This is a genomic window from Scandinavium sp., assembly GCF_032012665.1.
GTDB lineage: Bacteria > Pseudomonadota > Gammaproteobacteria > Enterobacterales > Enterobacteriaceae > Scandinavium.
In genome coordinates this window covers 54,161-79,706 of sequence record NZ_DALZVG010000019.1, presented here as the reverse complement: position 1 = coordinate 79,706, position 25,546 = coordinate 54,161, and the positions used below count along the sequence as shown (strand labels likewise).

The 25,546-nt window shown below is 53.5% G+C and carries 23 protein-coding genes; 2 read left to right on the top strand and 21 right to left on the bottom strand.

Translation table 11 applies throughout. The annotated features are described in order from the left end of the window. Window positions 1-57 precede the first annotated feature (57 nt). The 17 genes from rpoC to fkpA all read right to left on the bottom strand — a co-directional run bounded on the left by rpoC (window position 58) and on the right by fkpA (window position 19,684). Window positions 58-4,281 carry a DNA-directed RNA polymerase subunit beta' gene (rpoC, locus tag RTU33_RS15370; RefSeq protein ID WP_312628488.1) on the bottom strand — a complete coding sequence of 1,408 codons (4,224 nt, stop codon included), beginning with the start codon at window positions 4,279-4,281 and terminating at the stop codon, window positions 58-60. A 76-nt stretch (window positions 4,282-4,357) separates the two neighbouring features. Then, on the bottom strand, window positions 4,358-8,386 hold the full coding sequence (gene rpoB, locus RTU33_RS15365; protein ID WP_312628487.1) for a DNA-directed RNA polymerase subunit beta: 4,029 nt from the start codon (window positions 8,384-8,386) through the stop codon (window positions 4,358-4,360). Between the two features lie 320 nt (window positions 8,387-8,706). Beyond that, window positions 8,707-9,072, bottom strand: coding sequence for a 50S ribosomal protein L7/L12 (gene rplL, locus RTU33_RS15360; RefSeq protein WP_312628485.1), 366 nt, complete (start codon window positions 9,070-9,072; stop codon window positions 8,707-8,709). Window positions 9,073-9,138: 66 nt separating this feature from the next. Next, a complete protein-coding gene (gene rplJ, locus RTU33_RS15355; RefSeq protein ID WP_004097644.1) occupies window positions 9,139-9,636 on the bottom strand; it encodes a 50S ribosomal protein L10 in 498 nt (165 codons plus the stop codon). A gap of 296 nt (window positions 9,637-9,932) precedes the next feature. Continuing rightward, window positions 9,933-10,637 carry a 50S ribosomal protein L1 gene (rplA, locus tag RTU33_RS15350; RefSeq protein WP_312628484.1) on the bottom strand — a complete coding sequence of 235 codons (705 nt, stop codon included), beginning with the start codon at window positions 10,635-10,637 and terminating at the stop codon, window positions 9,933-9,935. 3 nt (window positions 10,638-10,640) lie between these two features. Continuing rightward, complete coding sequence (gene rplK / locus RTU33_RS15345) at window positions 10,641-11,069, bottom strand: 50S ribosomal protein L11 (protein WP_148245049.1); 429 nt, start codon at window positions 11,067-11,069, stop codon at window positions 10,641-10,643. 144 nt (window positions 11,070-11,213) lie between these two features. Next, the gene (gene nusG / locus RTU33_RS15340) at window positions 11,214-11,759 is read right to left on the bottom strand and encodes a transcription termination/antitermination protein NusG (protein ID WP_006816549.1); all 546 of its coding nucleotides are present in this window, start codon (window positions 11,757-11,759) and stop codon (window positions 11,214-11,216) included. A gap of 1 nt (window position 11,760) precedes the next feature. Then, complete coding sequence (gene secE, locus RTU33_RS15335) at window positions 11,761-12,144, bottom strand: preprotein translocase subunit SecE (protein ID WP_049842136.1); 384 nt, start codon at window positions 12,142-12,144, stop codon at window positions 11,761-11,763. A gap of 231 nt (window positions 12,145-12,375) precedes the next feature. Next, on the bottom strand, window positions 12,376-13,560 hold the full coding sequence (tuf, locus tag RTU33_RS15330) for an elongation factor Tu (protein WP_312628478.1): 1,185 nt from the start codon (window positions 13,558-13,560) through the stop codon (window positions 12,376-12,378). A gap of 70 nt (window positions 13,561-13,630) precedes the next feature. Continuing rightward, on the bottom strand, window positions 13,631-15,745 hold the full coding sequence (gene fusA, locus RTU33_RS15325) for an elongation factor G (RefSeq protein ID WP_312628476.1): 2,115 nt from the start codon (window positions 15,743-15,745) through the stop codon (window positions 13,631-13,633). A 97-nt stretch (window positions 15,746-15,842) separates the two neighbouring features. After that, window positions 15,843-16,313, bottom strand: coding sequence for a 30S ribosomal protein S7 (gene rpsG / locus RTU33_RS15320; protein WP_008807044.1), 471 nt, complete (start codon window positions 16,311-16,313; stop codon window positions 15,843-15,845). A 94-nt stretch (window positions 16,314-16,407) separates the two neighbouring features. Beyond that, on the bottom strand, window positions 16,408-16,782 hold the full coding sequence (rpsL, locus tag RTU33_RS15315; RefSeq protein ID WP_002436309.1) for a 30S ribosomal protein S12: 375 nt from the start codon (window positions 16,780-16,782) through the stop codon (window positions 16,408-16,410). A 120-nt stretch (window positions 16,783-16,902) separates the two neighbouring features. Continuing rightward, window positions 16,903-17,190, bottom strand: coding sequence for a sulfurtransferase complex subunit TusB (tusB, locus tag RTU33_RS15310; RefSeq protein WP_312628513.1), 288 nt, complete (start codon window positions 17,188-17,190; stop codon window positions 16,903-16,905). Window positions 17,191-17,197: 7 nt separating this feature from the next. Next, a complete protein-coding gene (gene tusC / locus RTU33_RS15305) occupies window positions 17,198-17,557 on the bottom strand; it encodes a sulfurtransferase complex subunit TusC (protein ID WP_312628474.1) in 360 nt (119 codons plus the stop codon). Further along, complete coding sequence (gene tusD / locus RTU33_RS15300) at window positions 17,557-17,943, bottom strand: sulfurtransferase complex subunit TusD (RefSeq protein ID WP_312628472.1); 387 nt, start codon at window positions 17,941-17,943, stop codon at window positions 17,557-17,559. Before tusD ends, tusC begins: the two co-directional genes overlap by 1 nt. Then, window positions 17,943-18,665, bottom strand: coding sequence for a transcriptional regulator (locus RTU33_RS15295; protein ID WP_312628470.1), 723 nt, complete (start codon window positions 18,663-18,665; stop codon window positions 17,943-17,945). Before RTU33_RS15295 ends, tusD begins: the two co-directional genes overlap by 1 nt. 170 nt (window positions 18,666-18,835) lie before the next feature. Continuing rightward, window positions 18,836-19,684, bottom strand: coding sequence for an FKBP-type peptidyl-prolyl cis-trans isomerase (gene fkpA, locus RTU33_RS15290; protein WP_312628468.1), 849 nt, complete (start codon window positions 19,682-19,684; stop codon window positions 18,836-18,838). A 215-nt stretch (window positions 19,685-19,899) separates the two neighbouring features. Here fkpA and RTU33_RS15285 point away from each other — a divergent pair, with 215 nt between their 5' ends. Next, window positions 19,900-20,118, top strand: coding sequence for a SlyX family protein (locus RTU33_RS15285; RefSeq protein ID WP_312628466.1), 219 nt, complete (start codon window positions 19,900-19,902; stop codon window positions 20,116-20,118). A gap of 65 nt (window positions 20,119-20,183) precedes the next feature. Here the strand turns inward: RTU33_RS15285 and slyD are convergent, their stop codons facing one another. The 4 genes from slyD to kefG form a co-directional block, all read right to left on the bottom strand. Continuing rightward, complete coding sequence (gene slyD / locus RTU33_RS15280) at window positions 20,184-20,768, bottom strand: peptidylprolyl isomerase (protein ID WP_312628464.1); 585 nt, start codon at window positions 20,766-20,768, stop codon at window positions 20,184-20,186. A 94-nt stretch (window positions 20,769-20,862) separates the two neighbouring features. Next, on the bottom strand, window positions 20,863-21,063 hold the full coding sequence (locus RTU33_RS15275; RefSeq protein WP_312628462.1) for a YheV family putative zinc ribbon protein: 201 nt from the start codon (window positions 21,061-21,063) through the stop codon (window positions 20,863-20,865). Window positions 21,064-21,074: 11 nt separating this feature from the next. Beyond that, the gene (kefB, locus tag RTU33_RS15270; protein ID WP_312628461.1) at window positions 21,075-22,880 is read right to left on the bottom strand and encodes a glutathione-regulated potassium-efflux system protein KefB; all 1,806 of its coding nucleotides are present in this window, start codon (window positions 22,878-22,880) and stop codon (window positions 21,075-21,077) included. Then, window positions 22,880-23,431 carry a glutathione-regulated potassium-efflux system ancillary protein KefG gene (gene kefG, locus RTU33_RS15265; RefSeq protein WP_312628511.1) on the bottom strand — a complete coding sequence of 184 codons (552 nt, stop codon included), beginning with the start codon at window positions 23,429-23,431 and terminating at the stop codon, window positions 22,880-22,882. The genes kefB and kefG overlap by 1 nt, the downstream gene beginning before the upstream one ends. Before the next feature lie 180 nt (window positions 23,432-23,611). Between kefG and RTU33_RS15260 the strand changes: the two genes are divergently transcribed. Beyond that, entirely contained in the window at window positions 23,612-25,516 is a 1,905-nt protein-coding gene (locus RTU33_RS15260) for an ABC transporter ATP-binding protein (RefSeq protein WP_312628460.1), read from the top strand. Window positions 25,517-25,546: the final 30 nt, after the last annotated feature.

Sequence of the window (25,546 nt, the reverse complement as noted above, 5' to 3'; positions counted from 1 at the left end):
CTTACCCGACCTACGGTCTGCTCAGGCCCGGCAAGGTAGCCGCCGGGCACTCAACGATTACTCGTTGTCGGAACCGCCCAGGCCTGCGTTCAGCAGCTCTGCCAGGCTTGCAGAAGCATCTTCTGCAGTTACCTGTGGAGCAGCTGGCGCTTCACCCGCCGCGCGGCGACGGATACGATCCTGGTGGTACGCATAACCGGTACCGGCCGGGATCAGACGACCTACGATGACGTTCTCTTTCAGACCGCGCAGTTCGTCGCGTTTGCCCGCAACGGCTGCTTCGGTCAGAACGCGAGTGGTCTCCTGGAACGATGCCGCAGAGATGAACGACTCGGTTGCCAGAGACGCTTTGGTGATACCCAGCAGATCGCGTGCGAAGGTTGCACTGATTTTGCCTTCCGCTTCCAGCTCGCGGTTTGCGATCTTGACGCGGGAGTATTCCACCTGCTCGCCTTCGAGGAAGTCGGAGCTGCCTGCATTCTCGATGGTTGCTTTACGCAGCATCTGACGCACGATAACTTCGATGTGCTTATCGTTAATCTTAACGCCCTGCAGACGGTAAACGTCCTGCACTTCGTTAGTGATGTAACGAGTCACCGCGTGGACACCACGCAGACGCAGAATGTCGTGTGGCGCTTCCGGGCCATCGGACACTACGTCACCGCGTTCTACGCGCTCACCTTCGAACACGTTGAGCTGACGCCATTTTGGAATCATCTCTTCGTACGGATCGCTACCGTCAACCGGCGTGATCACCAGACGGCGTTTACCTTTGGTCTCTTTACCGAAGGAAATGATACCGCTGATTTCCGCCAGGATTGCTGGCTCTTTCGGACGACGTGCTTCGAACAGATCCGCAACGCGTGGCAGACCACCGGTAATATCCTTGGTACCGCCGGATTCCTGAGGAATACGCGCCAGGGTGTCACCGGAGCTGATCTGTACGCCATCATCCAGCTGAACGATCGCTTTACCAGGCAGGAAGTACTGAGCTGGCATATCGGTGCCAGGGATCAGAACGTCGTCGCCTTTGGCATCAACGATTTTCAGTGCCGGACGCAGGTCTTTACCACCGGTAGTACGTTCTGCAGAATCCAGAACCACCAGGGAAGACAGACCGGTCAGTTCGTCGGTCTGACGAGTAATCGTCTGGCCGTCGATCATGTCGGTGAAGCGAATGAAACCAGACACTTCGGTGATAACCGGCATGGTGTGCGGATCCCAGTTTGCGACGGTTTCACCGCCAGCAACCTGCTCACCGTCGCCTTTCGCCATGACAGCACCGTAAGGCACTTTATAGCTTTCTTTGGTACGACCGAATTCGTCGATCAGCTTCAGCTCGGTGTTACGAGAGGTCACAACCAGCTTGCCAGCGGAGTTAACAACAGACTTCGCGTTGCTGAGCTTGATGCTACCTTTGTTTTTCACCTGGATGCTGGATTCAGCAGCCGCACGAGATGCCGCACCACCGATGTGGAACGTACGCATCGTCAGCTGTGTACCTGGTTCACCGATGGACTGTGCCGCGATAACGCCGATGGCTTCACCTTTGTTGATGATGTGGCCACGCGCCAGGTCACGACCGTAGCAGTGCGCACATACACCAAAGTCGGTGTCACAGGATACAACGGAGCGGACTTTCACGGAGTCAACGGAGTTGGCTTCGAGCAGGTCACACCAGTGTTCGTGCAGCAGGGTGTTACGTGGAACAAGAATGTCCGCCGTACCCGGCTTCAGAATGTCTTCCGCAGTCACACGACCCAGAACGCGATCGCGCAGTGGCTCTTTAACATCACCACCCTCGATAACCGGGGTCATGGTGATACCTTCGAGGGTGCCACAATCGTCTTCGGTAACCACCAGATCCTGTGCAACGTCAACCAGACGACGCGTCAGATAACCGGAGTTCGCCGTTTTCAGTGCGGTATCCGCCAGACCTTTACGAGCACCGTGAGTGGAGATGAAGTACTGGAGTACGTTCAGACCTTCACGGAAGTTCGCGGTGATTGGCGTTTCGATAATGGAGCCATCTGGCTTCGCCATCAGACCACGCATACCTGCCAGCTGACGAATCTGTGCCGCAGAACCACGCGCACCGGAGTCGGCCATCATGTAGATGCTGTTGAAGGAAACCTGCTGCTCTTCTTTACCTTCACGGTTAATGACGGTTTCAGTTTGCAGGTTATCCATCATCGCTTTGGAAACGCGATCGTTCGCCGCAGCCCAGATATCGATAACTTTGTTGTAGCGTTCGCCCGCGGTCACCAGACCAGACTGGAACTGCTCCTGGATCTCAGCAACTTCGGCTTCTGCTTCAGAGATGATCTCGTGTTTCTTCTCCGGGATAACCATGTCGTCGATACCTACGGACGCACCTGAGCGCGCAGCGTATGCAAAGCCGGTGTACATGGTCTGGTCAGCGAAGATAACGGTCGGCTTCAGGCCCAGAATGCGGTAACAGGTGTTCAGCATTTTGGAGATGGCTTTCTTGCCCAGCGCCTGGTTGACGATGGAGAAAGGCAGACCTTTCGGTACGATCATCCACAGGATTGCACGACCAACGGTCGTATCAATCAGGCTGGTTTTCGCAACGAATTCGCCGTTAGCATCTTTTTCGTATTCGGTGATACGCACTTTAACGCGCGCATGCAGAGAGGCCAGGCCAGCGCGGTAGATACGCTCAGCTTCTTTCGGGCCAGTCAGCACCATGCCTTCGCCTTTGGCGTTAACACAGTCACGGGTCATGTAGTACAGACCCAGTACAACGTCCTGAGAAGGAACGATGATTGGCTCGCCGTTCGCTGGGGACAGGATGTTGTTGGTAGACATCATCAGCGCACGCGCTTCGAGCTGGGCTTCCAGCGTCAGCGGTACGTGAACAGCCATCTGGTCACCATCGAAGTCGGCGTTATAGGCCGCACAAACCAGCGGGTGCAGCTGGATAGCTTTACCTTCGATCAGAACCGGTTCAAACGCCTGAATACCTAAACGGTGCAGGGTTGGTGCACGGTTCAGCAGTACCGGGTGTTCGCGGATAACTTCGTCCAGGATATCCCAAACGACAGCTTCTTCGCGCTCAACCATTTTCTTCGCGGCTTTGATGGTGGTGGCCAGGCCACGCAGTTCCAGCTTGCCGTAAATGAACGGTTTGAACAGCTCCAGTGCCATTTTCTTCGGCAGACCGCACTGATGCAGACGCAGGTATGGACCTACGGTGATAACAGAACGACCGGAGTAGTCAACACGCTTACCGAGCAGGTTCTGACGGAAACGACCCTGTTTACCTTTGATCATGTCGGCCAAAGATTTCAGAGGACGTTTGTTAGAACCGGTGATCGCACGACCGCGACGACCGTTATCCAGCAGGGCGTCAACCGCTTCCTGCAGCATACGTTTTTCGTTGCGTACGATGATATCCGGCGCAGCCAGATCCAGCAGGCGTTTCAGACGGTTGTTACGGTTGATAACGCGACGATACAGATCGTTCAGATCGGACGTTGCGAAACGACCACCATCCAGCGGTACCAGCGGACGCAGATCTGGCGGCAGAACCGGCAGAACGGTCAGGATCATCCACTCTGGCTTGTTACCAGACTGAACGAACGCTTCCAGCAGCTTGATACGCTTGGTCAGTTTTTTACGTTTGGTTTCGGAGTTGGTTTCGTTCAGCTCTTCACGCAGCTGCTCGCACTCTTGCTCCAGATCCATGCTCTTCAGCAGGGCCTGAATAGCTTCCGCACCCATCTTCGCATCGAATTCGTCACCAAACTCTTCCAGCGCATCCAGATACTGCTCTTCAGTCAGGATCTGATTACGTTCGAGGTTGGTCATACCGCCTTCGATAACCACATAGGATTCGAAGTACAGCACGCGTTCGATGTCACGCAGTGGCATATCGAGCAGAAGACCGATACGGGACGGCAGTGATTTCAGGAACCAGATGTGGGCAGTTGGAGACGCCAGCTCGATGTGGCCCATGCGCTCACGACGCACTTTGGTCTGGGTCACTTCAACGCCGCACTTCTCACAGATAACACCACGGTGTTTCAGGCGCTTGTACTTACCGCACAGGCACTCGTAATCTTTTACTGGTCCGAAGATACGGGCACAGAAAAGGCCGTCACGCTCAGGCTTGAACGTACGGTAGTTGATGGTTTCCGGCTTTTTAACTTCACCAAAAGACCATGAACGGATCATGTCTGGCGATGCCAGAGCAATTTTGATCGCATCAAACTCTTCGGTTTTAGTTTGCGCTTTCAGAAACTTTAATAAGTCTTTCACGGATTTGCTCCCGTCGGAGTTAGCACAATCTGGCGCCGGGGATTAGCCCGGCACCAGTGACCTGTTTGAGCGAGAGTTACTCGTCTTCCAGCTCGATGTTGATACCCAGGGAACGGATCTCTTTCAACAGTACGTTGAAGGATTCCGGCATGCCCGGTTCCATCTGATGGTTGCCGTCGACGATGTTTTTATACATCTTCGTACGACCGTTCACGTCATCAGACTTAACGGTGAGCATTTCCTGCAGGGTGTATGCTGCGCCGTATGCTTCAAGCGCCCACACTTCCATCTCACCGAAGCGCTGACCACCGAACTGTGCCTTACCACCCAGCGGCTGCTGAGTAACCAGGCTGTAAGAACCGGTGGAACGAGCGTGCATCTTGTCATCAACCAGGTGGTTCAGTTTCAGCATGTACATGTAACCGACGGTTACCTGACGCTCAAACTGCTCACCGGTACGACCATCGAACAGGGTGATCTGGCCAGAAGATGGCAGACCGCCGAGTTGCAGCAGCTCTTTAATTTCAGCTTCTTTCGCACCATCGAACACCGGCGTTGCGATCGGCATACCCTTACGCAGGTTCTCAGCCAGACGCAGAACTTCGTCATCGCTGAAGGTATTCAGGTCGACTTTCTGACGAACGTCGGTACCCAGATCGTAGGCACGCTGGATGAATTCGCGCAGTTTCGCGACTTCCTGCTGCTGTTTCAGCATGGCGTTGATCTTCTCGCCGATGCCTTTCGCAGCCATACCCAGGTGGGTTTCCAGGATCTGACCGATGTTCATACGAGACGGTACGCCCAGCGGGTTCAGTACGATATCTACCGGCGTACCGTTAGCATCGTGCGGCATATCTTCGATCGGGTTGATCTTAGAGATAACACCCTTGTTACCGTGACGACCTGCCATTTTATCACCAGGCTGGATCTGACGTTTAACGGCCAGATACACCTTAACAATCTTCAGCACGCCCGGTGCCAGATCGTCGCCCTGAGTGATTTTGCGGCGTTTCGCTTCGAGTTTTTTCTCGAACTCGTGTTTCAGTTCGTCGTACTGCTCAGCCAGCTGTTCCAGCTGATTCTGTTTCGCTTCGTCGGTCAGACCGAGTTCCAGCCAGCGATCGCGTGGCAGTTTGTCGAGCTTCTCAGCTTCAACGCCACCGGCAACCAGCACAGCATAGATACGGCTAAACAGGCCAGCTTCGAGGATCTGCAGTTCTTCAGACAGGTCTTTCTTCGCCTGCTTCAGCTGCATCTCTTCGATTTCCAGCGCACGTTTGTCTTTTTCCACGCCATCGCGGGTAAAGACCTGAACGTCGATAACGGTACCGGAAACACCGTTTGGTACGCGCAGAGAAGAGTCTTTAACGTCAGACGCTTTCTCACCGAAGATCGCACGCAGCAGTTTCTCTTCTGGCGTCAGCTGAGTTTCACCTTTCGGCGTTACCTTACCAACCAGAATGTCGCCGCCGGTCACTTCTGCACCGATGTAAACGATACCGGATTCATCCAGTTTGGAGAGCGCAGCTTCACCCACGTTCGGGATGTCAGCGGTGATCTCTTCTGGCCCCAGCTTGGTGTCACGGGACACACACGCCAGTTCCTGGATGTGAATAGTGGTGAAACGATCTTCCTGAACCACACGCTCGGAGACAAGGATGGAGTCTTCGAAGTTGTAGCCGTTCCACGGCATGAACGCTACGCGCATGTTCTGGCCGAGCGCCAGTTCACCGAGGTCGGTGGACGGACCGTCTGCCAGCACGTCGCCGCGCTCTACCGGCTCACCCAGGGACACACACGGCATCTGGTTGATGCAGGTGTTCTGGTTAGAGCGGGTGTATTTGGTCAGGTTATAGATGTCGATACCTGCTTCGCCCGGGTACATCTCGTCGTCGTTAACTTTGATAACGATACGGGATGCATCCACGTACTGAACGGTACCACCACGTTTGGCAACGGCGGTTACGCCGGAGTCAACCGCAACAGCACGTTCCATACCGGTACCTACCAGCGGCTTATCAGCACGCAGAGTTGGAACCGCCTGACGTTGCATGTTCGCACCCATCAATGCACGGTTGGCGTCATCGTGTTCCAGGAACGGGATCAGGGACGCACCGACGGAAACCACCTGCTGGGTGGAAACGTCCATGTAGTCAACCTGGTCACGGCTGAAGAGGCTCGATTCGCCTTTGCTACGACAGGTAACGAGGTCTTCTACGAAGTGGCCGTCATCGTCCAGGTTGGAGTTCGCCTGAGCAATAACATAGTTGCCTTCTTCGATAGCAGACAGGTAGTGAATTTCGTCGGTTACAACACCGTCAGTCACTTTACGATACGGGGTTTCGAGGAAACCGTATTCGTTAGTCTGTGCGTACACGGACAGGGAGTTGATCAGACCGATGTTTGGACCTTCAGGGGTTTCGATTGGACATACGCGACCGTAGTGAGTCGGGTGTACGTCTCGCACTTCGAAGCCCGCACGTTCACGGGTCAGACCGCCTGGGCCGAGGGCAGAAATACGACGCTTGTGCGTGATTTCGGACAGCGGGTTGTTCTGATCCATGAACTGAGACAGCTGGCTGGAACCAAAGAACTCTTTCACTGCCGCAGAAATCGGCTTGGCGTTAATCATATCCTGAGGCATCAGGGTATCGAGATCGCCCAGAGACAGGCGCTCTTTCACCGCACGCTCTACACGCACCAGGCCAACGCGGAACTGGTTTTCCGCCATTTCGCCTACGGAACGGATACGACGGTTGCCGAGGTGGTCGATATCATCGACTTCGCCAATACCGTTTCGGATACCGATGAGCTTCTTCATCACTTCAATGATGTCGTCTTTGCTCAGGATACCGGAACCTTCGATCTCGTCGCGCAGCAGAGAACGGTTGAACTTCATACGACCAACCGCGGACAGATCGTAGCGGTCTTCGGAGAAGAACAGATTCTCGAACAGGCTCTCAGCCGCTTCACGAGTTGGTGGCTCACCCGGGCGCATCATACGGTAGATTTCTACCAGCGCGCTCAGACGATCGTTGGTTGGGTCGACGCGTACAGTCTCAGAGATGTAGGCACCGTGATCCAGATCGTTGGTGAACAGCGTTTCGATACGCTTGTGGCCGGACTGGCTCAGCTTAGCCAGCAGATCCAGGCTCAGCTCCATGTTCGCCGGGCAGATCAGCTCGCCGGTAGAGGCATCAACGTAGTCCTTCGCAGACACTTTACCTGCGATGTATTCCACCGGGACTTCGATGTGTTTGATGTCATCTTTTTCCAGCTGGCGAATGTGGCGCGCAGTAATACGACGACCTTTCTCGACGTACACTTTGCCATCAGCTTCGATATCGAAGGAGGCCGTTTCGCCACGCAGACGCTCAGGGATCAGCTCCATCTGCAGCTTGTTATCACGGATTTCGAAAATCACTTTTTCGAAGAACAGATCCAGGATCTGCTCCGTGGTGTAGTTCAGCGCACGCAGAATGATGGTTGCAGGCAGCTTACGGCGACGGTCGATACGGACAAACAGGTTGTCTTTCGGATCGAACTCGAAGTCAAGCCAGGAACCACGGTAAGGGATGATGCGTGCGTTATACAGCACTTTACCCGAAGAGTGGGTTTTACCCTTATCGCTGTCGAAGAAGACGCCTGGGCTACGGTGCAGCTGAGAAACGATAACACGCTCAGTACCGTTGATCACAAAGGTACCGTTATCGGTCATGAGCGGAATTTCGCCCATGTACACTTCTTGTTCTTTGATGTCTTTGACCGTGCCTTCTGGCGCTTCACGCTCATAAATCACCAGGCGCAGCTTAACGCGCAGGGGAGCGGAATAGGTCACGCCGCGAATCTGACACTCTTTCACGTCAAATACTGGCTCGCCCAGACGGTAGCTCACATATTGCAGCTCAGAGTTACCGCTGTAGCTTGCAATAGGGAACACGGAGCGGAATGCCGCTTCGAGACCGTACTGGCCTTCAGGATCTTGCTCGATGAACTTCTGGAACGAGTCAAGCTGGATAGAAAGGAGATAAGGTATGTCCAGAACTTGTGGACGTTTACCAAAATCCTTACGAATACGTTTTTTCTCGGTATAGGAGTAAACCATAGGGTTCCTCAGCTCGCTGACAAGTCGACCGACTCTGCCCATTAGAGGGGCAGTTTATGCAACACTATTTTGTTGACCGGAAAAGGGAACTTTTTCCGCAATACCTGTTGCTATCACGCTTAAACCATTTCGTTGCGATTTACACAGAGCGAGCACCCTGTCGCAGTATATTAAGTCGTCGATAGAAACAAGCATTGTCAGGACAGCCAGCAGTCAAACAGTGTGAAATGCTACTGGCGCCTTACAGCGCAAAAAGGCTGGTGACTAAAAAGTCACCAGCCATCAGCCTGATTACTCAAGCTGCAACCGGAAGGGTTGGCTTATTTAACTTCAACTTCTGCGCCAGCTTCTTCCAGAGATTTTTTCAGAGCTTCAGCGTCATCTTTGCTCACGCCTTCTTTCAGAGAGGCTGGAGCAGATTCTACCAGGTCTTTAGCTTCTTTCAGACCCAGGCCAGTTGCGCCACGTACAGCTTTGATTACTGCAACTTTGTTAGCGCCAGCAGCTTTCAGAATTACGTCGAATTCAGTTTTTTCTTCAGCAGCTTCAGCCGGGCCAGCAGCTACAGCTACAGCAGCAGCAGCAGAAACACCGAATTTTTCTTCCATTGCAGAAATCAGTTCTACAACGTCCATTACGGACATAGCGGATACTGCTTCAATGATTTGATCTTTAGTGATAGACATTTAAATTGTTCCTGAAAATCAGAATAAGTTTATACGTAAGCCAATGCTTTATAAAGATAACTGCGATTAAGCAGCTTCTTTCGCATCGCGTACAGCAGCCAGAGTGCGAACCAGTTTGCCAGCCGAAGCTTCTTTCATGGTTGCCATCAGGCGTGCAATTGCTTCTTCGTAGGTTGGCAGTGTTGCCAGGCGATCGATTTGCGATGCCGGGATCAACTCACCTTCAAAGGCTGCGGCTTTGACCTCAAATTTTGCATTCGCTTTCGCGAACTCTTTGAACAGACGAGCAGCTGCGCCCGGGTGTTCCATAGAGTATGCAATCAGGGTCGGACCAACAAACGTGTCTTTCAGGCACTCGAAAGGAGTACCTTCAACGACGCGGCGCAGCAGGGTGTTACGAACAACACGCATGTATACGCCAGCTTCACGGCCTGCTTTACGCAGTTCGGTCATTTTATCTACAGTTACGCCACGGGAATCCGCAACTACTGCAGACAGCGCGCCTTTGGCTACTTCGCTGACTTCAGCAACAATCGCTTGTTTGTCTTGAAGATTTAAAGCCATTAGCTTTGCTCCTGGATGTTTGCCAGAGATAACCTCTGGAACTCACTTCACTCTTTTCAACAAAAGAGCGTCTTAAATACGGTGAGCAGAAACAAGCCAAAGAGTATAAAAAATAATCTTAGCGTTCTGTCACCGTCTACGCAGGGAATTAAGCTTCTGACGAAACACCTGCGGTCTTCGACGGAGGCCTGGAAAAGGCCAGGCTCCAACGAACAAATCTGTCTCTGTTAGCCTACGCTAACAGAATCGTGGGGGTAAGATTGTAGACAAATCCACCGCCCACGTAAAGGCCAATCTTAGTTCGCCGCAGCGGCCAGACCAGCCTGATCAACAGCAACACCTGCACCCATGGTGGTGGAGATGCTGACTTTCTTGATGTACACGCCTTTCGCCTGAGTAGGTTTTGCTTTTTTCAGCGCAACCAGCAGAGCTTCCAGGTTTTCTTTCAGTTTGTCAGCGTCAAAGTCCACTTTACCGATGGTGGTGTGGATGATGCCGTTTTTGTCGTTACGATAACGAACCTGACCTGCTTTAGCGTTCTTAACCGCTTCAGCAACGTTAGGCGTTACGGTACCCACTTTCGGGTTTGGCATCAGGCCACGTGGACCCAGAACCTGGCCCAGCTGGCCAACAACGCGCATTGCATCCGGGGAAGCAATAACAACGTCAAAGTTCATTTCGCCTTTCTTGATCTGGTCAGCCAGATCTTCCATACCTACCAGCTCCGCGCCAGCAGCTTTAGCTGCTTCAGCGTTCGGGCCCTGAGCAAATACGGCTACGCGAACAGAACGGCCAGTACCGTGCGGCAGTACAGTTGCACCACGTACGTTCTGGTCAGATTTACGAGCGTCGATGCCGAGGTTAACGGCAACGTCAACGCTTTCAACAAACTTAGCGGTAGCCAGCTCTTTCAGCAGGGCGATAGCTTCGTTGATGTCGTACTGTTTGGTCGCATCAACTTTGTCACGGATCACGGACATGCGCTTGGTCAGTTTAGCCATTTCTTAGTCCTCCACTACCAGGCCCATGGAACGTGCAGTACCTTCAATGGAGCGAGTCATCGCTTCAATGTCGGCACCAGTCATGTCGGCAGCTTTAGTCTGCGCGATTTCCTGCAGCTGAGCGCGAGAAATTTTACCTACTTTCTCTTTGTTCGGCTTACCGGAACCAGACTTGATACCCGCTGCTTTCTTCAGCAGAACTGCTGCTGGAGGGGTCTTGGTAACGAAAGTGAAAGAACGGTCAGCGTAAACAGTGATTACAACTGGGATTGGCAGACCTTTTTCCAGGGATTCGGTTTTGGCGTTAAACGCTTTACAGAATTCCATGATGTTCACACCCTGCTGACCCAGAGCTGGACCAACTGGTGGACTTGGGTTCGCCATACCTGCTGCAACCTGCAGCTTGACGTAGGCTTGTACTTTCTTAGCCATTCTAAAATCCTCTGATTGGGTAATAACGCCTCAGGAAGGCTCCCCGTGAATAAAATTCGTTTTACGGGCCGCAGCCCATAAAAACAAAAGGCGCGAAATTGTATGCCAATTTCGCGCCTGGTGCAACGATTGATCGCTGCTTATTTAAGCTTTTTCAACCTGGCTGAAATCCAGCTCTACCGGCGTTGCACGACCGAAGATAGAGACAGAGACTTTCAGGCGTGACTTCTCATAGTCAACCTCTTCAACCACGCCGTTGAAGTCAGCGAATGGACCATCGCTAACGCGGACCATTTCACCTGGCTCGAACAGCGTTTTCGGACGCGGCTTATCACCAACCTGCTGCAGGCGGTTCATAATCGCGTCAACTTCTTTGTCGCTGATCGGTGCCGGACGATCGGAGGTACCACCGATGAAGCCCATTACGCGCGGTACGCTACGCACTAAGTGCCAGCTGGCGTCATTCATTACCATCTGAACCAGTACATAGCCTGGGAAGAATTTACGCTCGCTCTTGCGGCGCTGGCCACCACGGATTTCGACCACTTCTTCGGTCGGCACCATGACTTCACCAAACAACTCTTCCATATTGTGTAATTTGATATGCTCGCGCAGCGACGTTGCTACACGGCCTTCAAAACCGGAAAACGCCTGAACGACGTACCAGCGCTTTTTAGGAGCTTCAGACATCTCAGAACCTCAGGCCAGTGATAAAAGATACCAGGCGAACCAGAATACCATCCAGTCCCCACAGGATCAGTGACATGACAGCAGTAACGGCGGCCACAATCAGCGTAGTGTGCAGCGTTTCCTGACGCGTCGGCCAGATGACCTTACGAACTTCAGTACGTGCTTCACGGGCAAACGCAACGGTGGCCTTGCCTTTTGTCGTCAACAGCGCGACACCGCCCGCTGCAGCAATCAGAATCACCACGGCCAGCGCACGTAGCGGCAACATCATGTCGCGATAGAGGTAGTTACCCACAATGGCTACGATCAGCAGTACTGCAACGATCACCCACTTCATCGCTTCCAGGCCGCGCCCGCTCCCTTGAGCTTCGGTATTCGCACTCATAAACCAACCTGTCACAAGAATTCGACAAACATCTTTGCCCCGCGTGAGTGCGAGGCAACCAAAACCGAAATGCTCTGATGCGTTTCGGACTAAACGCCCTCTTCAGAGCCTGTCTCAGCAATGATTATGACAAAAAAAATCACTGATGAGCCAGGTTCTGCTTCGAAAGCGTGCAAAAAGGGCATCAAATGATGCCCTTTTATTGCGCATTGCGTCAAATGTTATCAGCGATTAGCCGAGAACTTTAGCAACCACGCCAGCACCAACGGTACGGCCGCCTTCACGGATTGCGAAACGCAGACCGTCATCCATCGCGATTGGGTGGATCAGGGTAACTACCATTTTGATGTTGTCGCCTGGCATTACCATCTCTACGCCTTCTGGCAGTTCGATGGTACCGGTCACGTCAGTTGTACGGAAGTAGAACTGTGGACGGTAGCCTTTGAAGAACGGAGTATGACGGCCGCCTTCGTCTTTGGACAGAATGTACACTTCAGATTCGAACTTGGTGTGTGGCTTGATGGAGCCTGGCTTCGCCAGTACCTGACCACGTTCGATTTCTTCACGTTTGATACCACGCAGCAGAACACCTACGTTCTCACCAGCACGGCCTTCGTCCAGCAGTTTGCGGAACATTTCAACGCCAGTACAGGTGGTTTTCGCGGTTTCTTTGATACCAACGATTTCAACTTCTTCACCCACTTTAACGATACCGCGCTCTACACGACCGGTAACAACGGTACCACGACCGGAGATGGAGAATACGTCTTCGATAGGCAGCAGGAACGGCTTGTCAATCGCACGCTCTGGTTCTGGGATGTAAGAATCCAGGAAGCCAGCCAGTTCGATGATTTTCGCTTCCCACTCTGCTTCGCCTTCCAGCGCTTTCAGCGCGGAACCACGAACGATTGGAGTGTCGTCGCCTGGGAAATCGTACTGAGACAGCAGCTCACGTACTTCCATTTCTACCAGTTCCAGCAGCTCTTCATCATCAACCATGTCGCACTTGTTCAGGAACACGATGATGTAAGGAACGCCAACCTGACGACCCAGCAGGATGTGCTCACGGGTCTGAGGCATAGGGCCGTCAGTCGCAGCAACAACCAGGATTGCGCCATCCATCTGAGCAGCACCGGTGATCATGTTTTTAACATAGTCGGCGTGGCCCGGGCAGTCTACGTGTGCGTAGTGGCGAGTCGGGGTGTCATATTCAACGTGGGAAGTGTTGATGGTGATACCACGAGCTTTTTCTTCTGGTGCGTTATCGATCTGATCGAATGCGCGAGCAGCACCGCCGTAGGTTTTAGCCAGTACGGTAGTGATTGCAGCAGTCAGGGTGGTTTTACCGTGGTCAACGTGGCCGATAGTACCTACGTTGACGTGCGGTTTTGTACGTTCAAATTTTTCTTTAGACACGGCTATATTCCTTACTATAGTGCTCTCCCCTCAAGGAGAGAGCACGGGACATTAGTTGTTAACTTGCGACTTATTTGCCGCGAGCTTCGATAACGGCCTGAGCAACGTTGTTCGGCGCATCGTCATACTTCAGGAATTCCATCGTATAGGATGCACGACCTTTGGTCAGAGAACGCAGCTGAGTTGCATATCCGAACATTTCAGACAGTGGAACTTCAGCGTGGATCTTAACGCCAGTCACTTCAGATTCCTGACCACGCAGCATACCGCGACGACGGCTCAAGTCACCGATAACGTCACCGGTGTTCTCTTCCGGAGTCTCAACTTCAACCTTCATGATAGGCTCAAGCAGAACTGGTTTTGCTTTCTTAAAGCCATCTTTGAAGGCGATAGAAGCTGCCAGTTTAAACGCCAGCTCGGAGGAGTCAACGTCATGGTAAGAACCGAAGTGCAGACGCACGCCGAGATCAACTACCGGGTAACCAGCCAGAGGACCTGCCTTCAGCTGCTCCTGGATGCCTTTATCAACGGCAGGGATGTATTCGCCAGGAATTACACCACCTTTGATGTCGTTGATGAACTCGTAACCTTTCGGATTTGAGCCCGGCTCCAGTGGGTACATGTCGATAACAACATGACCGTACTGACCACGACCACCAGACTGCTTGGCGTGTTTACCTTCGATATCGGTAACTTTCGAGCGAATCGCTTCGCGGTAAGCAACCTGAGGTTTACCGACGTTCGCTTCAACGTTGAATTCACGCTTCATGCGGTCAACGATGATGTCGAGGTGCAGCTCACCCATACCAGCGATGATGGTCTGGTTAGATTCTTCGTCAGTCCATACGCGGAATGACGGGTCTTCTTTCGCCAGACGGCCCAGAGCCAGACCCATTTTTTCCTGGTCAGCTTTGGTTTTTGGTTCAACAGCGATGGAGATTACCGGCTCTGGGAATTCCATACGCTCCAGAATGATCGCGTGATCCGGGTCACACAGGGTGTCACCGGTGGTTACGTCTTTCAGGCCGATCGCTGCTGCGATGTCACCTGCGCGAACTTCTTTGATCTCTTCACGTTTGTTAGCGTGCATCTGTACGATACGGCCGAAACGCTCACGTGCTGATTTCACGGAGTTCAGAACGGTATCACCAGAGTTAACCACACCGGAGTACACACGGAAGAAGGTCAGGTTACCAACAAACGGGTCGGTTGCGATTTTGAACGCCAGCGCAGAGAACGGCTCGTCATCACTTGCGTGACGCTCAGCCGGGGTATCTTTACCGTCGTCCAGCATACCGTTGATCGCTGGAACGTCAGTTGGTGCTGGCAGGTAATCGATTACCGCATCCAGCATCGCCTGAACACCTTTGTTCTTAAACGCAGAACCACAGGTTACCAGGATGATTTCGTTGTTCAGCACGCGCTGACGCAGAGCTTTCTTGATTTCTTCCTCGGTCAGCTCTTCGCCGCCCAGGTATTTTTCCATCAGCTCTTCAGACGCTTCCGCAGCGGATTCGATCAGGTTCTGGTGCCATTCGTCAGCCAGGTCCTGCATCTCAGCCGGGATATCTTCGTATTCGAAGGTTACGCCCTGATCGGCATCGTTCCAGTTGATGGCTTTCATTTTCACCAGGTCGATAACGCCGGTGAAGCCTTCTTCAGCACCAATTGCCAGCTGCAGCGGAACAGGGTTCGCGCCCAGACGGGATTTGATCTGACCAACAACTTTCAGGAAGTTAGCACCCATACGGTCCATTTTGTTAACGAACGCGATGCGTGGAACTTTATATTTGTTCGCCTGACGCCATACGGTTTCAGACTGTGGCTGAACACCACCAACTGCGCAGTAAACCATTACCGCACCGTCAAGAACACGCATGGAACGTTCTACTTCGATGGTGAAGTCAACGTGGCCCGGGGTGTCGATGATGTTTACGCGATGCGGTTCATACTGCTTCGCCATACCAGACCAGAATGCAGTGGTCGCTGCGGAGGTGATGGTAATACCACGCTCCTGCTCCTGCTCCATCCAGTCCATGGTTGCGGCGCCGTCGTGAACTTCACCGATTTTATGGTTTACACCGGTGTAGAACAGAATACGTTCGGTAGTAGTCGTTTTACCGGCGTCGATGTGCGCACTGATACCGATGTTACGATAGCGTGCGATGGGTGTTGTACGAGCCATTTGATTCCTCGTTTGTTTCTTTAGACGTTCAGTTTAAGTGACCCAGAGCGGACGGCTTACCTGAAGCGTCCGCCTGGGGACTAACACTCCGAAGGGATTACCAACGGTAGTGAGCGAACGCCTTGTTGGCTTCTGCCATACGGTGAACGTCTTCACGTTTCTTAACTGCAGTACCTTTGTTGTCTGCAGCATCAGTAAGTTCGTTCGCCAGACGCAGAGCCATGGATTTATCACCGCGTTTACGAGCAGCTTCAACGATCCAACGCATTGCCAGAGCATTACGACGAACCGGACGAACTTCAACTGGAACCTGATAAGTAGAACCACCTACGCGGCGGGACTTAACTTCGACGGTCGGACGGACGTTGTCCAGAGCGACTTCGAATGCTTCCAGTTCATTTTTACCAGAACGCTGAGCCAGGGTCTCCAGCGCGCTGTATACGATTGCTTCTGCAGTAGATTTTTTACCATCTACCATCAGGATGTTGACAAATTTAGCCAGCAGTTCTGATCCGAACTTAGGATCCGGAAGGATTTTACGCTGACCAATGACGCGACGACGTGGCATGGGAATACTCCGTTGTTAATTCAGGATTGTCCAAAACTCAAAGAGTTTAGTTTGACATTAATATAAAACGTTTGGCCTTACTTAACGGAAACCATTAAGCCTTAGGACGCTTCACGCCATACTTGGAGCGAGCTTGCTTACGGTCTTTAACGCCGGAGCAGTCAAGCGCACCACGAACAGTGTGGTAACGAACACCCGGGAGGTCTTTTACACGACCGCCACGGATCAGGATCACGGAGTGCTCCTGCAGGTTGTGACCTTCACCACCGATGTAGGAAGTCACTTCAAAACCGTTAGTCAGACGAACACGGCACACTTTACGCAGTGCGGAGTTCGGTTTTTTCGGAGTGGTGGTATATACACGGGTACATACACCACGTTTCTGCGGGCATGCTTCCAGCGCTGGCACGTTGCTTTTTGCAACTTTGCGAGAGCGTGGTTTGCGAACCAGCTGGTTAACTGTTGCCATTAAATAGCTCCTGGTTTTAGCTTTTGCTTCGTAAACACGTAATAAATCGCCTCATATAATATGAGGACGCGAAATTTTAGGGCCACGCCGAAAGGGTGTCAAGAAATATACAACGATCTGCTACCAGGTGAGTTGCCCGGCATGCTGGATCGTGAGCCTGACGAAGTCAGTATAGCTAACCCTGACGACGTCGCTCGAAATTTGACCACTCAGGCCGCGGGCCTCAATGTCTTCGTTCAGCGCATGCACCGTTATGGGGGCAGCGCGGAGAATATCAAGGAAGCGGCTGCCTTCCAGTGCTGCAACCACGCCATCGGAGAGCAGAAGAAGATCGTCGCCTGCCTTCACTAAGCGAAGCTGAGCGCTGATGTCATATTGCCAAGGAGAGTGACTCAGAGTATGCAGCATGATGGCCTCAGAAGCGCAAGACGACGTCATAGTTATCAAGCTGCTGGCGGAGCACATCTGGCTCCACAATGGCTGACTCAATAATAAAGGAAGAGGACTCGCTCAACCCGCGTTCGCGTAACGACGCTGCGCAGGTCCAGCAGTTTTCAATGTCATAGAGCGACATCAGTTTGAACGCAGGAATGTAGTCGCGCATCAGAATTGCCTCAGGCTTTTGCGCGCTGAGGATCTGGAACACGCCGTCGCCCACGAAGAAGACGCCAATCTCCTCCGTCAACGCTGACGTCGCCAGAAGCGCATCAAGCCCTTCCCTGCCCGAGCTGCTGCCGTGTGGAGGTGTCATAAAAACGAAAGCCACGCGTTTCATCAGAATTGCACCATCCGATCGCAGGTCAGCGACGCTTCCGCCAGCGCACCGAGCCCGCTCAGGGTAAAGCCCGGTTGCAGGTTAAAAGCCGAAAGACCCAGTTGCTTCGCTTCGGTTTCATCCGTCACGCCTCGACGCAAGGCCGCTGCCACACAGATATGCAACGCAACGCCGTGCTCATCATCTAATGACTGCCAGGCCCGCACCAGATCGAACTCATCATTCGCAGGCGCGGTCAGCTGATTGGCGTTGTAGACGCCCTCACGGTAGAAAAACACGCTGACGAGCTCATGCCCTTCCGCCAACAGAGCATTGGCGAACTGCCACGCGCTGCTGGACTGTTGGGTGCCATAGGCCGGCCCCGTCACCATCAGGGCAAAACGCATTACTTATCTTGCCCCTGGAAGTCGCCGCTTTTGAATTGGCGAATATAGAGGTAGACGGTATGTTTGGAGATGTTCAGACGATCGGCAACCTGGTTGATGGCATCCTTGATATCAAAGATCCCTTTCTCATAGAGGTTAAGCACGATCTGGCGGTTTTTTGCGTTATTCGAGACGTTACGATCGGCGTTGACCTCTTCAATCGTGAATTCCAGCGTCTGAGTGACCAGATCTTCAACGGAAGAGGCGAAGTTCACCTGAGAATCCGCTTCCGGCGTTTCCGGCGGAATAAAGGTGCCCATGATTTGTGAGAACGGCACATCAAGGTTCATGTTGATGCACAGCAGCCCGATCACCCGCTGTTCGCGGTTACGGATCGCGATTGTCAGCGATTTCATTAGCACGCCGCTTTTCGCACGGGTGAAATAGCATTTGGATACGCTACTGTCTGCTCCGGTCATGTCGTGGAGCATACGCAGCGCTAAGTCTGTAATCGGAGAGCCGATTTTACGGCCGGTGTGTTCACCGTTGGCAATACGGATGGCGGAACATTTGAGATCCTGCAATGAGTGCAGCACGATTTCGCAATGGGAGCCAATGAGCATCGCTAACCCGTCCACAACCGCCTCGTAGGATTTCAGAATATCGAAATCGCTCTGGTCAAAAGGACGTTGATCCAGCAGATCAAGTTCGCTGGTTTCGTTGGTTAAAAGCGACCTGGACATGAAAAAAAGCACTCCTTTTCAGGAGCCTGTCGTTAGGTTGTCAGGGCAGGCTCATATCATCATCAAAATTGAGGCATCTAAGGTAATACGCACATCAGGCGCTTTCCAGTCTTTATTATATTGCGCCCAATAAAAAACCGCCGCCCTTTCGGACGGCGGTTTTCAGAGGTTTATTTTTTGCTGGTCGCTGCTGCAGCTTTGTCGTCTGCGGCAGCAGCAGGTGCTGCGTCTGCTTTCGCGGCTGGTTTGATGTCCAGCAGCTCAACGTCGAACACCAGCGTGGAGTTAGCCGGGATACCCGGAACGCCGGTTTTGCCGTAGGCCAGATCCGGTGGAATGACCAGCTTGATCTTCCCGCCTTTCTTGATGTTTTTCAGGCCTTCAGTCCAGCCTGGGATCACACCGTCCAGGCGGAATGACAGCGGCTCGCCACGCGTGTAGGAGTTATCGAACTCTTTACCGTCGATCAGCGTACCTTTGTAGTTAACCACTACGGTGTCGCTGTCTTTTGGCGCATCGCCGGTCCCTTCTTTCTCAACTTTGTACATCAGGCCAGTAGAAGAGGTTTTAACCCCTTTCTCTTTGGCGAAGGTATCGCGGTAGGCTTTACCTTTGGTTTCGTTGTCAGCCGCGTCTTTTTCCATTTTCTGCTGTGCAGCCGTTTTCACGCGGGTTTCAAAAGTCTGCAGAGTCTGCTCGATTTCCTGATCGGAGAGTTTGCTCTTATCGGCAAACGCATCCTGAACGCCTGCGATCAGCTGAGCTTTATCCAGTTTGATGCCCAGTTTTTCCTGTTCTTTCAGGGAGTTTTCCATGTAACGACCCAGCGATGCACCCAGTGCATAAGCGGACTGCTGGTCGTCGGTTTTGAATGCAGCATTCAGGCCTGCTGGCGCAGCTTTGGCCGCGTCGGTCGCCGGGGCTGTTTTTGCCGCAGCATCAGCAGCAAAAGTCATTGGGGCATTCAGTGCAACGGCCATCGTGGTTGCCAGAAGCGTTACTTTAAACAGTGATTTCATCCATTTCTCCAGGGCCGGGGCATCTCACCCCAGGGTTTAGTCAACAAGTAGCGTACTATAAAGCGTTGTAGAAGAAATCTACATACGAACGCTCTGTAATCGCAGATCTTTTAAGACTATTTTTGTGTAAATTAGTTTCGTTCAATTCGTGATAAGGCTGCACGCCACCTGAAAGTCCAGTAGAATCCGCCGCGCAATAACAGAAGAGGTGAATCATGAGTGAATTAACACTGGAAGCGCGTCTCGCAGAACTGGAAAGCCGCCTGGCGTTTCAGGAGATCACCATTGAGGACCTCAATCGGACGGTCACCGCCCATGAGATGGAAATGGCAAAAATGCGCGACAACATGCGCCTGATGGTCGAAAAGCTGAAAGCCAGCCAGCCATCGCACATGGCGTCTCAGGCAGAAGAAACGCCGCCACCGCATTATTGAGGCGTAAAAAAAGCGGGTTCTCCCGCTTTTTTATCATTAATCTGAACGCCCGAAAGCGGTACAGATTAGTGGCAACCGCAGCCGCCGTTACCGCCACAACCACCTTTACCGTGTTCGTGATCGCCGTGATCGTGGCCGTGACCACCGCAGCAACCGTCATGGTCGTGATCGTGGTGATGGTCGTGAGCACCGTGAACGTGACCATGAGCCAGTTCTTCTTCGGTTGCTTCACGCATCGCAACAACTTCTACGTGGAATTTCAGGTTCTGGCCAGCCAGCATGTGGTTGCCGTCAACAACAACGTGATCGTCTTCCACTTCGGTGATTTCAACCGGTACAGGACCCTGGTCAGTTTCTGCCAGGAAGCGCATGCCAACCTGCAGTTCGTCAACGCCCATGAAGACGTCTTTTGGTACGCGCTGTACCAGATTTTCGTCGTACTGACCGTAGGCATCGTTCGCGCCCACTTCTACGTCGAATTTATCACCAACTTCGTGACCTTCCAGCGCTTTTTCCAGGCCGGAGATCAGGGAACCGTGACCATGCAGGTAGTCGAGCGGCGCGCTTACCGGAGACTCATCAACCAACACACCGTCTTCTGTACGTACCTGATAGGCCAGGCTGACCACCAGGTCTTTTGCTACTTTCATGATATCTCCTGAGCATGGGAAGAATAGTGGCGCAGATTGTAGCGGAATTCTGCACCCGTGTACCCCTAAGCTTAAAAAAAGACAGCACGGATCGCTACTCGGGATGAAAAATGCCTATCACTTGCTCGTCTTTACGTACGTGCTCACGGGCCTGCTTGTCGGCCTCGCGCATCTGGTGACCGCACTTAACGCATTCAACAATATCGACATTATTCTCGCGCCACATCGCCAGCGTGTCCTGCGCCTGACACGACGGGCATTTCGCCCCGGCAATAAATCGTTTTCGGATAGCCATTGCTCACCTTCTTATTCAAATTCGTCCCAGCCGTCCAGCTGGTGTCGTTCCTGCTGCATTTCGCGTTGAAAAATCTCTTCCAGCTCGCGCCGGGCTTCCCGCACACGGGAGATTTGTTGGGTATCCGAGTGCACCGGCATCAGCTCCCGTAGCATTCGCATATCCAGACGGCGGAAATGCAGCTGAGCGCGCTGCGCCTGATGCGGATGCATGCCCAGCGTAATGAGCGCCTTGCGCCCCAGCTCCAGCGCACTGGAAAATGTCTCACGTGAAAATTGCTTCACGCCGACCTGCAGAAGCTCGTGAGCTTCCACACGCCCACGAGCGCGGGCCAGAATGTGCAGATGCGGGAAGTGCTGCTGGCAAATCTCCACCAGCTTCATAGTGTCTTCTGGCGCATTGCAGGTGATCACTATGGATTGCGCCTCTTCCGCTCCTGCCGAACGCAGCAGTTCAATCTGAGTCGCGTCCCCGTAGTAAACTTTATAGCCATACTTGCGCATCAGGTTAACCGCGCTGATATCCCGCTCCAGTACGGTAATGCGCATCTTATTCGCCATCAGCAGACGACCAATCACCTGACCGAAACGCCCGAAGCCGACCACGATCACCTGCGGCTTGTCGTCCTCCACCCACGGGGCCTCATCTTCTTCTTCCGGGCCATTAAGGCGGCGTGACAAGACTTTATCGACGATTTTCATCAGCAGCGGCGTGGTCATCATCGACAGCGTGACCGTCACCAGCAGCAGCGCCATTTGATCGTGATGAAACAGCCGCTGGGACGAAGCCGTGGAAAACAACACAAAGGCAAATTCCCCGCCCTGGCTCAGGACGCCGGCAAACTGCGTGCGTTCAGAACTGCGCAGGCCATACAGTCGCGCAAGCAGATACAGCACCAGATATTTCACCGCTACCAGCACCACCACGCCCGCCAGTACCAGCAGCAGATGGGTGTAGAGGATCCCAAGATTCAGCGCCATCCCTACGGAAATGAAGAACAGCCCCAGCAAAAGCCCTTTGAAAGGCTCAATGGCGATCTCCAGCTCGTGACGATATTCGCTTTCCGCCAGCAGAACGCCCGCGATAAAAGTACCGAGCGCCATCGACAGGCCAAGCGCATCCATAAACAAAGCGGAGCCCAGCACCAGCAGCAGCGTCGCCGCTGTGAACACTTCACGTACGCCCGAACCGGCAATAAAGCGGAACACCGGGCGCAGCAAATAACGGCCGCCGATGAGCATTCCGGCAAATGCCAATACCTTAAGGCCGATTTTAACCCAGTCAGGGTGATCGTCGCCGGTCCCTGCCAGCAGCGGCACCAGCGCCAACGCGGGGATCACCGCTAAATCCTGGAACAGCAGCACCGAAAAGCCGAGCTGACCGCCCTCGTTGCGGTTCATGCCCTTCTCGCGCATCAGCTGAAGCGCCATCGCCGTCGATGACATAGCAAGACCAATCCCGCCGATCACCGCGGCCTGCCAGGAGAATTGCGTCAGCATCAGCAAGCCCGCCAGCACCGCCGCGCTTAGCAAAACCTGCGCCGCACCGATGCCGAAAATGGAGCGCCGCAGCTGCCAGAGCTTCGACGGATTCAGCTCCAGCCCGATAATAAACATCAGGAACACCACGCCGAGCTCGGAAAAATGCAGAATTTCGTCCACGTCGCTGATGAAACCCAGGCCCCACGGACCAATAGCAATACCCGCCAGCAGATAGCCCAGCACCGGACCAATGCCCAGGCGGGAAGCCAGCGGTACGGCGACCACAGCGGCAAACAGGAAAAGCACACCGGCGAGTAACAGATCGGAACCTTCCATCAGCGGCCTCCCGTCGCAACAGGATTAGCCAGCCAGTCGCCGTAAGCTCTGGCATGGCTCGCCAGCTCTTCAGGCGGCTGACGACGCGCCCAGTAAATAATTATCGGATTCATCCAGTGCATGCGGCACAGCCCCGCCGTAAGCTCAAAAGGGCGCAAAATGTCGTTCATTGAATAGCGGTTCAGGGAGTCATGACGCCAGGCACTTTCTGGCTCACCGGTAGTAATGACGCTGCGCCAGTACTTTCCCGCCAGTTGATTCCCTCCCGGGCCGCTGGCAAATCCGCGGCTGAGCACGCGATCGAGCCACTCTTTCAGCAATGCCGGGCAGCTGTAGGTATAAAGCGGATGCTGGAATACGATGACGTCATGTTCCTGAAGCAGCTTTTGCTCACGCGGAATGTCGATAAAAAAATCAGGATAGTGCGCGTACAGATCGTGTACGGTCACATTTTCAAGCTGTTGAGCCGGCTTAAGCAAAACCCGGTTGGCCACCGAGTCCTGAGATTCCGGATGGGCATACAGCAGCAATACTTTTGCTGTCTCTGACATCATTCCCCTCCCGGTATAAGAACAATCAGGCCCGTTGCCCCCTAACTTGCTCAGGGTGGACCTGAATACTTTTGTCTGACGTTGTTGTTTTGGGCTACCATTGCCGCCCGGTGTCGCGCTGCGTCACCACACTACATTATCATAATGACAATTTAACATAGTCTGAACATACGGCGCCTTATGATTGTTTTCTCCTCGTTACAAATTCGTCGCGGCGTGCGTGTCCTGCTGGATAACGCCACAGCCACCATTAACCCCGGGCAAAAAGTAGGCCTGGTGGGAAAAAACGGCTGCGGCAAATCCACGCTGCTGTCGCTGTTAAAGAACGAGATTAGCGCCGATGGCGGGAGTTTTACCTATCCCGGCAACTGGCAGCTGGCCTGGGTCAACCAGGAAACGCCGGCATTGCCACAGCCCGCGCTCGACTATGTGATAGACGGCGACCGCGAATATCGTCAGCTGGAAGCCGAACTGAATGCCGCCAACGAGCGCAACGACGGCCACGCCATCGCCACCGTGCACGGCAAGCTGGACGCCATCGATGCGTGGACGATTCGCGCCCGCGCTTCCAGCCTGCTGCACGGACTGGGCTTCAGCAACGAGCAGCTGGAACGCCCTACCAGCGATTTCTCCGGCGGCTGGCGGATGCGTCTGAACCTGGCGCAGGCGCTGATTTGCCGTTCCGATCTGCTGCTGCTTGATGAGCCTACTAACCACCTCGATCTCGATGCGGTTATCTGGCTGGAGAAATGGCTAAAGAGCTATCAGGGCACGCTGATCCTGATTTCCCACGACCGCGATTTCCTCGATCCCGTCGTTGGCAAAATTATTCACATCGAGCAGCAGTCGATGTTTGAGTACACAGGCAACTACTCTTCGTTTGAGATCCAGCGCGCCACGCGCCTGTCTCAGCAGCAGTCGATGTATGAAAGCCAGCAGCAAAAAGTGGCGCACCTGCAAAGTTTTATCGACCGCTTTAAGGCCAAAGCCTCAAAAGCCAAACAGGCGCAAAGCCGCGTGAAAATGCTGGAACGCATGGAGCTGATTGCCCCGGCGCACGTCGATAACCCGTTCCACTTCAGCTTCCGCCAGCCGGAAAGCCTGCCCAACCCGCTGCTGAAAATGGAAAAAGTGAGCGCCGGGTATGGCGACCGCACCATTCTGGACTCCATTAAGCTCAACCTGGTGCCAGGTTCACGTATCGGTCTGTTAGGCCGAAATGGAGCCGGTAAATCCACGCTGATTAAACTGCTGGCGGGCGAACTGGCCGCACAGAGCGGAGAGATTGGCCTGGCGAAAGGCATCAAGCTCGGCTACTTCGCACAGCATCAGCTGGAATTTTTACGCGCCGACGAATCACCGTTGCAGCATCTGGCGCGCCTGGCACCGCAGGTGCTGGAACAACAGCTGCGTGATTACCTCGGCGGCTTCGGCTTCCAGGGTGACAAAGTCAGCGAAGCGACGCGTCGTTTCTCCGGCGGTGAGAAAGCCCGTCTGGTGCTGGCTTTGATTGTCTGGCAGCGACCGAACCTGCTGCTGCTCGATGAACCGACGAACCACCTGGATCTCGACATGCGTCAGGCGCTGACCGAAGCGTTAATCGAATTCGACGGCGCGCTGGTTGTTGTCTCGCACGACCGCCATCTGCTGCGCTCCACCACCGACGATCTGTATCTGGTTCACGATGGAAAAGTGGAACCTTTCGATGGCGATCTGGAAGATTATCAGCAGTGGCTGAGCGATGTGCAGAAACAGGAAAATCAGCCTGACGAAGCACCGAAAGAGAATGCCAACAGTGCCCAGGCACGTAAGGATCAAAAGCGCCGTGAAGCGGAACTTCGCACCCTGACGCAGCCGCTGCGTAAAGAGATTACGCGCCTCGAAAAAGAGATGGAGAAACTCAACGCGAAGCTGTCAGCAGCGGAAGAGAAACTCGGCGACAGCGGCCTGTACGATCAGGCCCGCAAAGCTGAACTTACCGAGTGCCTCCAACAGCAGGCCAGCGCGAAGTCCGGGCTCGAAGAGTGTGAAATGGCATGGCTTGAGGCTCACGAGCAGCTCGAACAGATGCTTCAGGAAGAGTGAATAAGCTCAACAAAAGCACACTGAAGCTCA

Coding starts and splice junctions, on each gene's coding strand:
- rpoB (WP_312628487.1), bottom strand. CDS start 8,386: ATGGTTTACTCCTATACCGAGAAAAAACGTATTCGTAAGGATTTTGGT.
- rplL (WP_312628485.1), bottom strand. CDS start 9,072: ATGTCTATCACTAAAGATCAAATCATTGAAGCAGTATCCGCTATGTCC.
- rplJ (WP_004097644.1), bottom strand. CDS start 9,636: ATGGCTTTAAATCTTCAAGACAAACAAGCGATTGTTGCTGAAGTCAGC.
- rplA (WP_312628484.1), bottom strand. CDS start 10,637: ATGGCTAAACTGACCAAGCGCATGTCCGTGATCCGTGACAAAGTTGAT.
- rplK (WP_148245049.1), bottom strand. CDS start 11,069: ATGGCTAAGAAAGTACAAGCCTACGTCAAGCTGCAGGTTGCAGCAGGT.
- nusG (WP_006816549.1), bottom strand. CDS start 11,759: ATGTCTGAAGCTCCTAAAAAGCGCTGGTACGTCGTTCAGGCGTTTTCC.
- secE (WP_049842136.1), bottom strand. CDS start 12,144: ATGAGTGCGAATACCGAAGCTCAAGGGAGCGGGCGCGGCCTGGAAGCG.
- fusA (WP_312628476.1), bottom strand. CDS start 15,745: ATGGCTCGTACAACACCCATCGCACGCTATCGTAACATCGGTATCAGT.
- rpsG (WP_008807044.1), bottom strand. CDS start 16,313: ATGCCACGTCGTCGCGTCATTGGTCAGCGTAAAATCCTTCCGGATCCT.
- rpsL (WP_002436309.1), bottom strand. CDS start 16,782: ATGGCAACAGTTAACCAGCTGGTTCGCAAACCACGCTCTCGCAAAGTT.
- tusB (WP_312628513.1), bottom strand. CDS start 17,190: ATGCTGCATACTCTGAGTCACTCTCCTTGGCAATATGACATCAGCGCT.
- tusC (WP_312628474.1), bottom strand. CDS start 17,557: ATGAAACGCGTGGCTTTCGTTTTTATGACACCTCCACACGGCAGCAGC.
- tusD (WP_312628472.1), bottom strand. CDS start 17,943: ATGCGTTTTGCCCTGATGGTGACGGGGCCGGCCTATGGCACCCAACAG.
- RTU33_RS15295 (WP_312628470.1), bottom strand. CDS start 18,665: ATGTCCAGGTCGCTTTTAACCAACGAAACCAGCGAACTTGATCTGCTG.
- fkpA (WP_312628468.1), bottom strand. CDS start 19,684: ATGAAATCACTGTTTAAAGTAACGCTTCTGGCAACCACGATGGCCGTT.
- RTU33_RS15285 (WP_312628466.1), top strand. CDS start 19,900: ATGAGTGAATTAACACTGGAAGCGCGTCTCGCAGAACTGGAAAGCCGC.
- slyD (WP_312628464.1), bottom strand. CDS start 20,768: ATGAAAGTAGCAAAAGACCTGGTGGTCAGCCTGGCCTATCAGGTACGT.
- RTU33_RS15275 (WP_312628462.1), bottom strand. CDS start 21,063: ATGGCTATCCGAAAACGATTTATTGCCGGGGCGAAATGCCCGTCGTGT.
- kefB (WP_312628461.1), bottom strand. CDS start 22,880: ATGGAAGGTTCCGATCTGTTACTCGCCGGTGTGCTTTTCCTGTTTGCC.
- kefG (WP_312628511.1), bottom strand. CDS start 23,431: ATGTCAGAGACAGCAAAAGTATTGCTGCTGTATGCCCATCCGGAATCT.
- RTU33_RS15260 (WP_312628460.1), top strand. CDS start 23,612: ATGATTGTTTTCTCCTCGTTACAAATTCGTCGCGGCGTGCGTGTCCTG.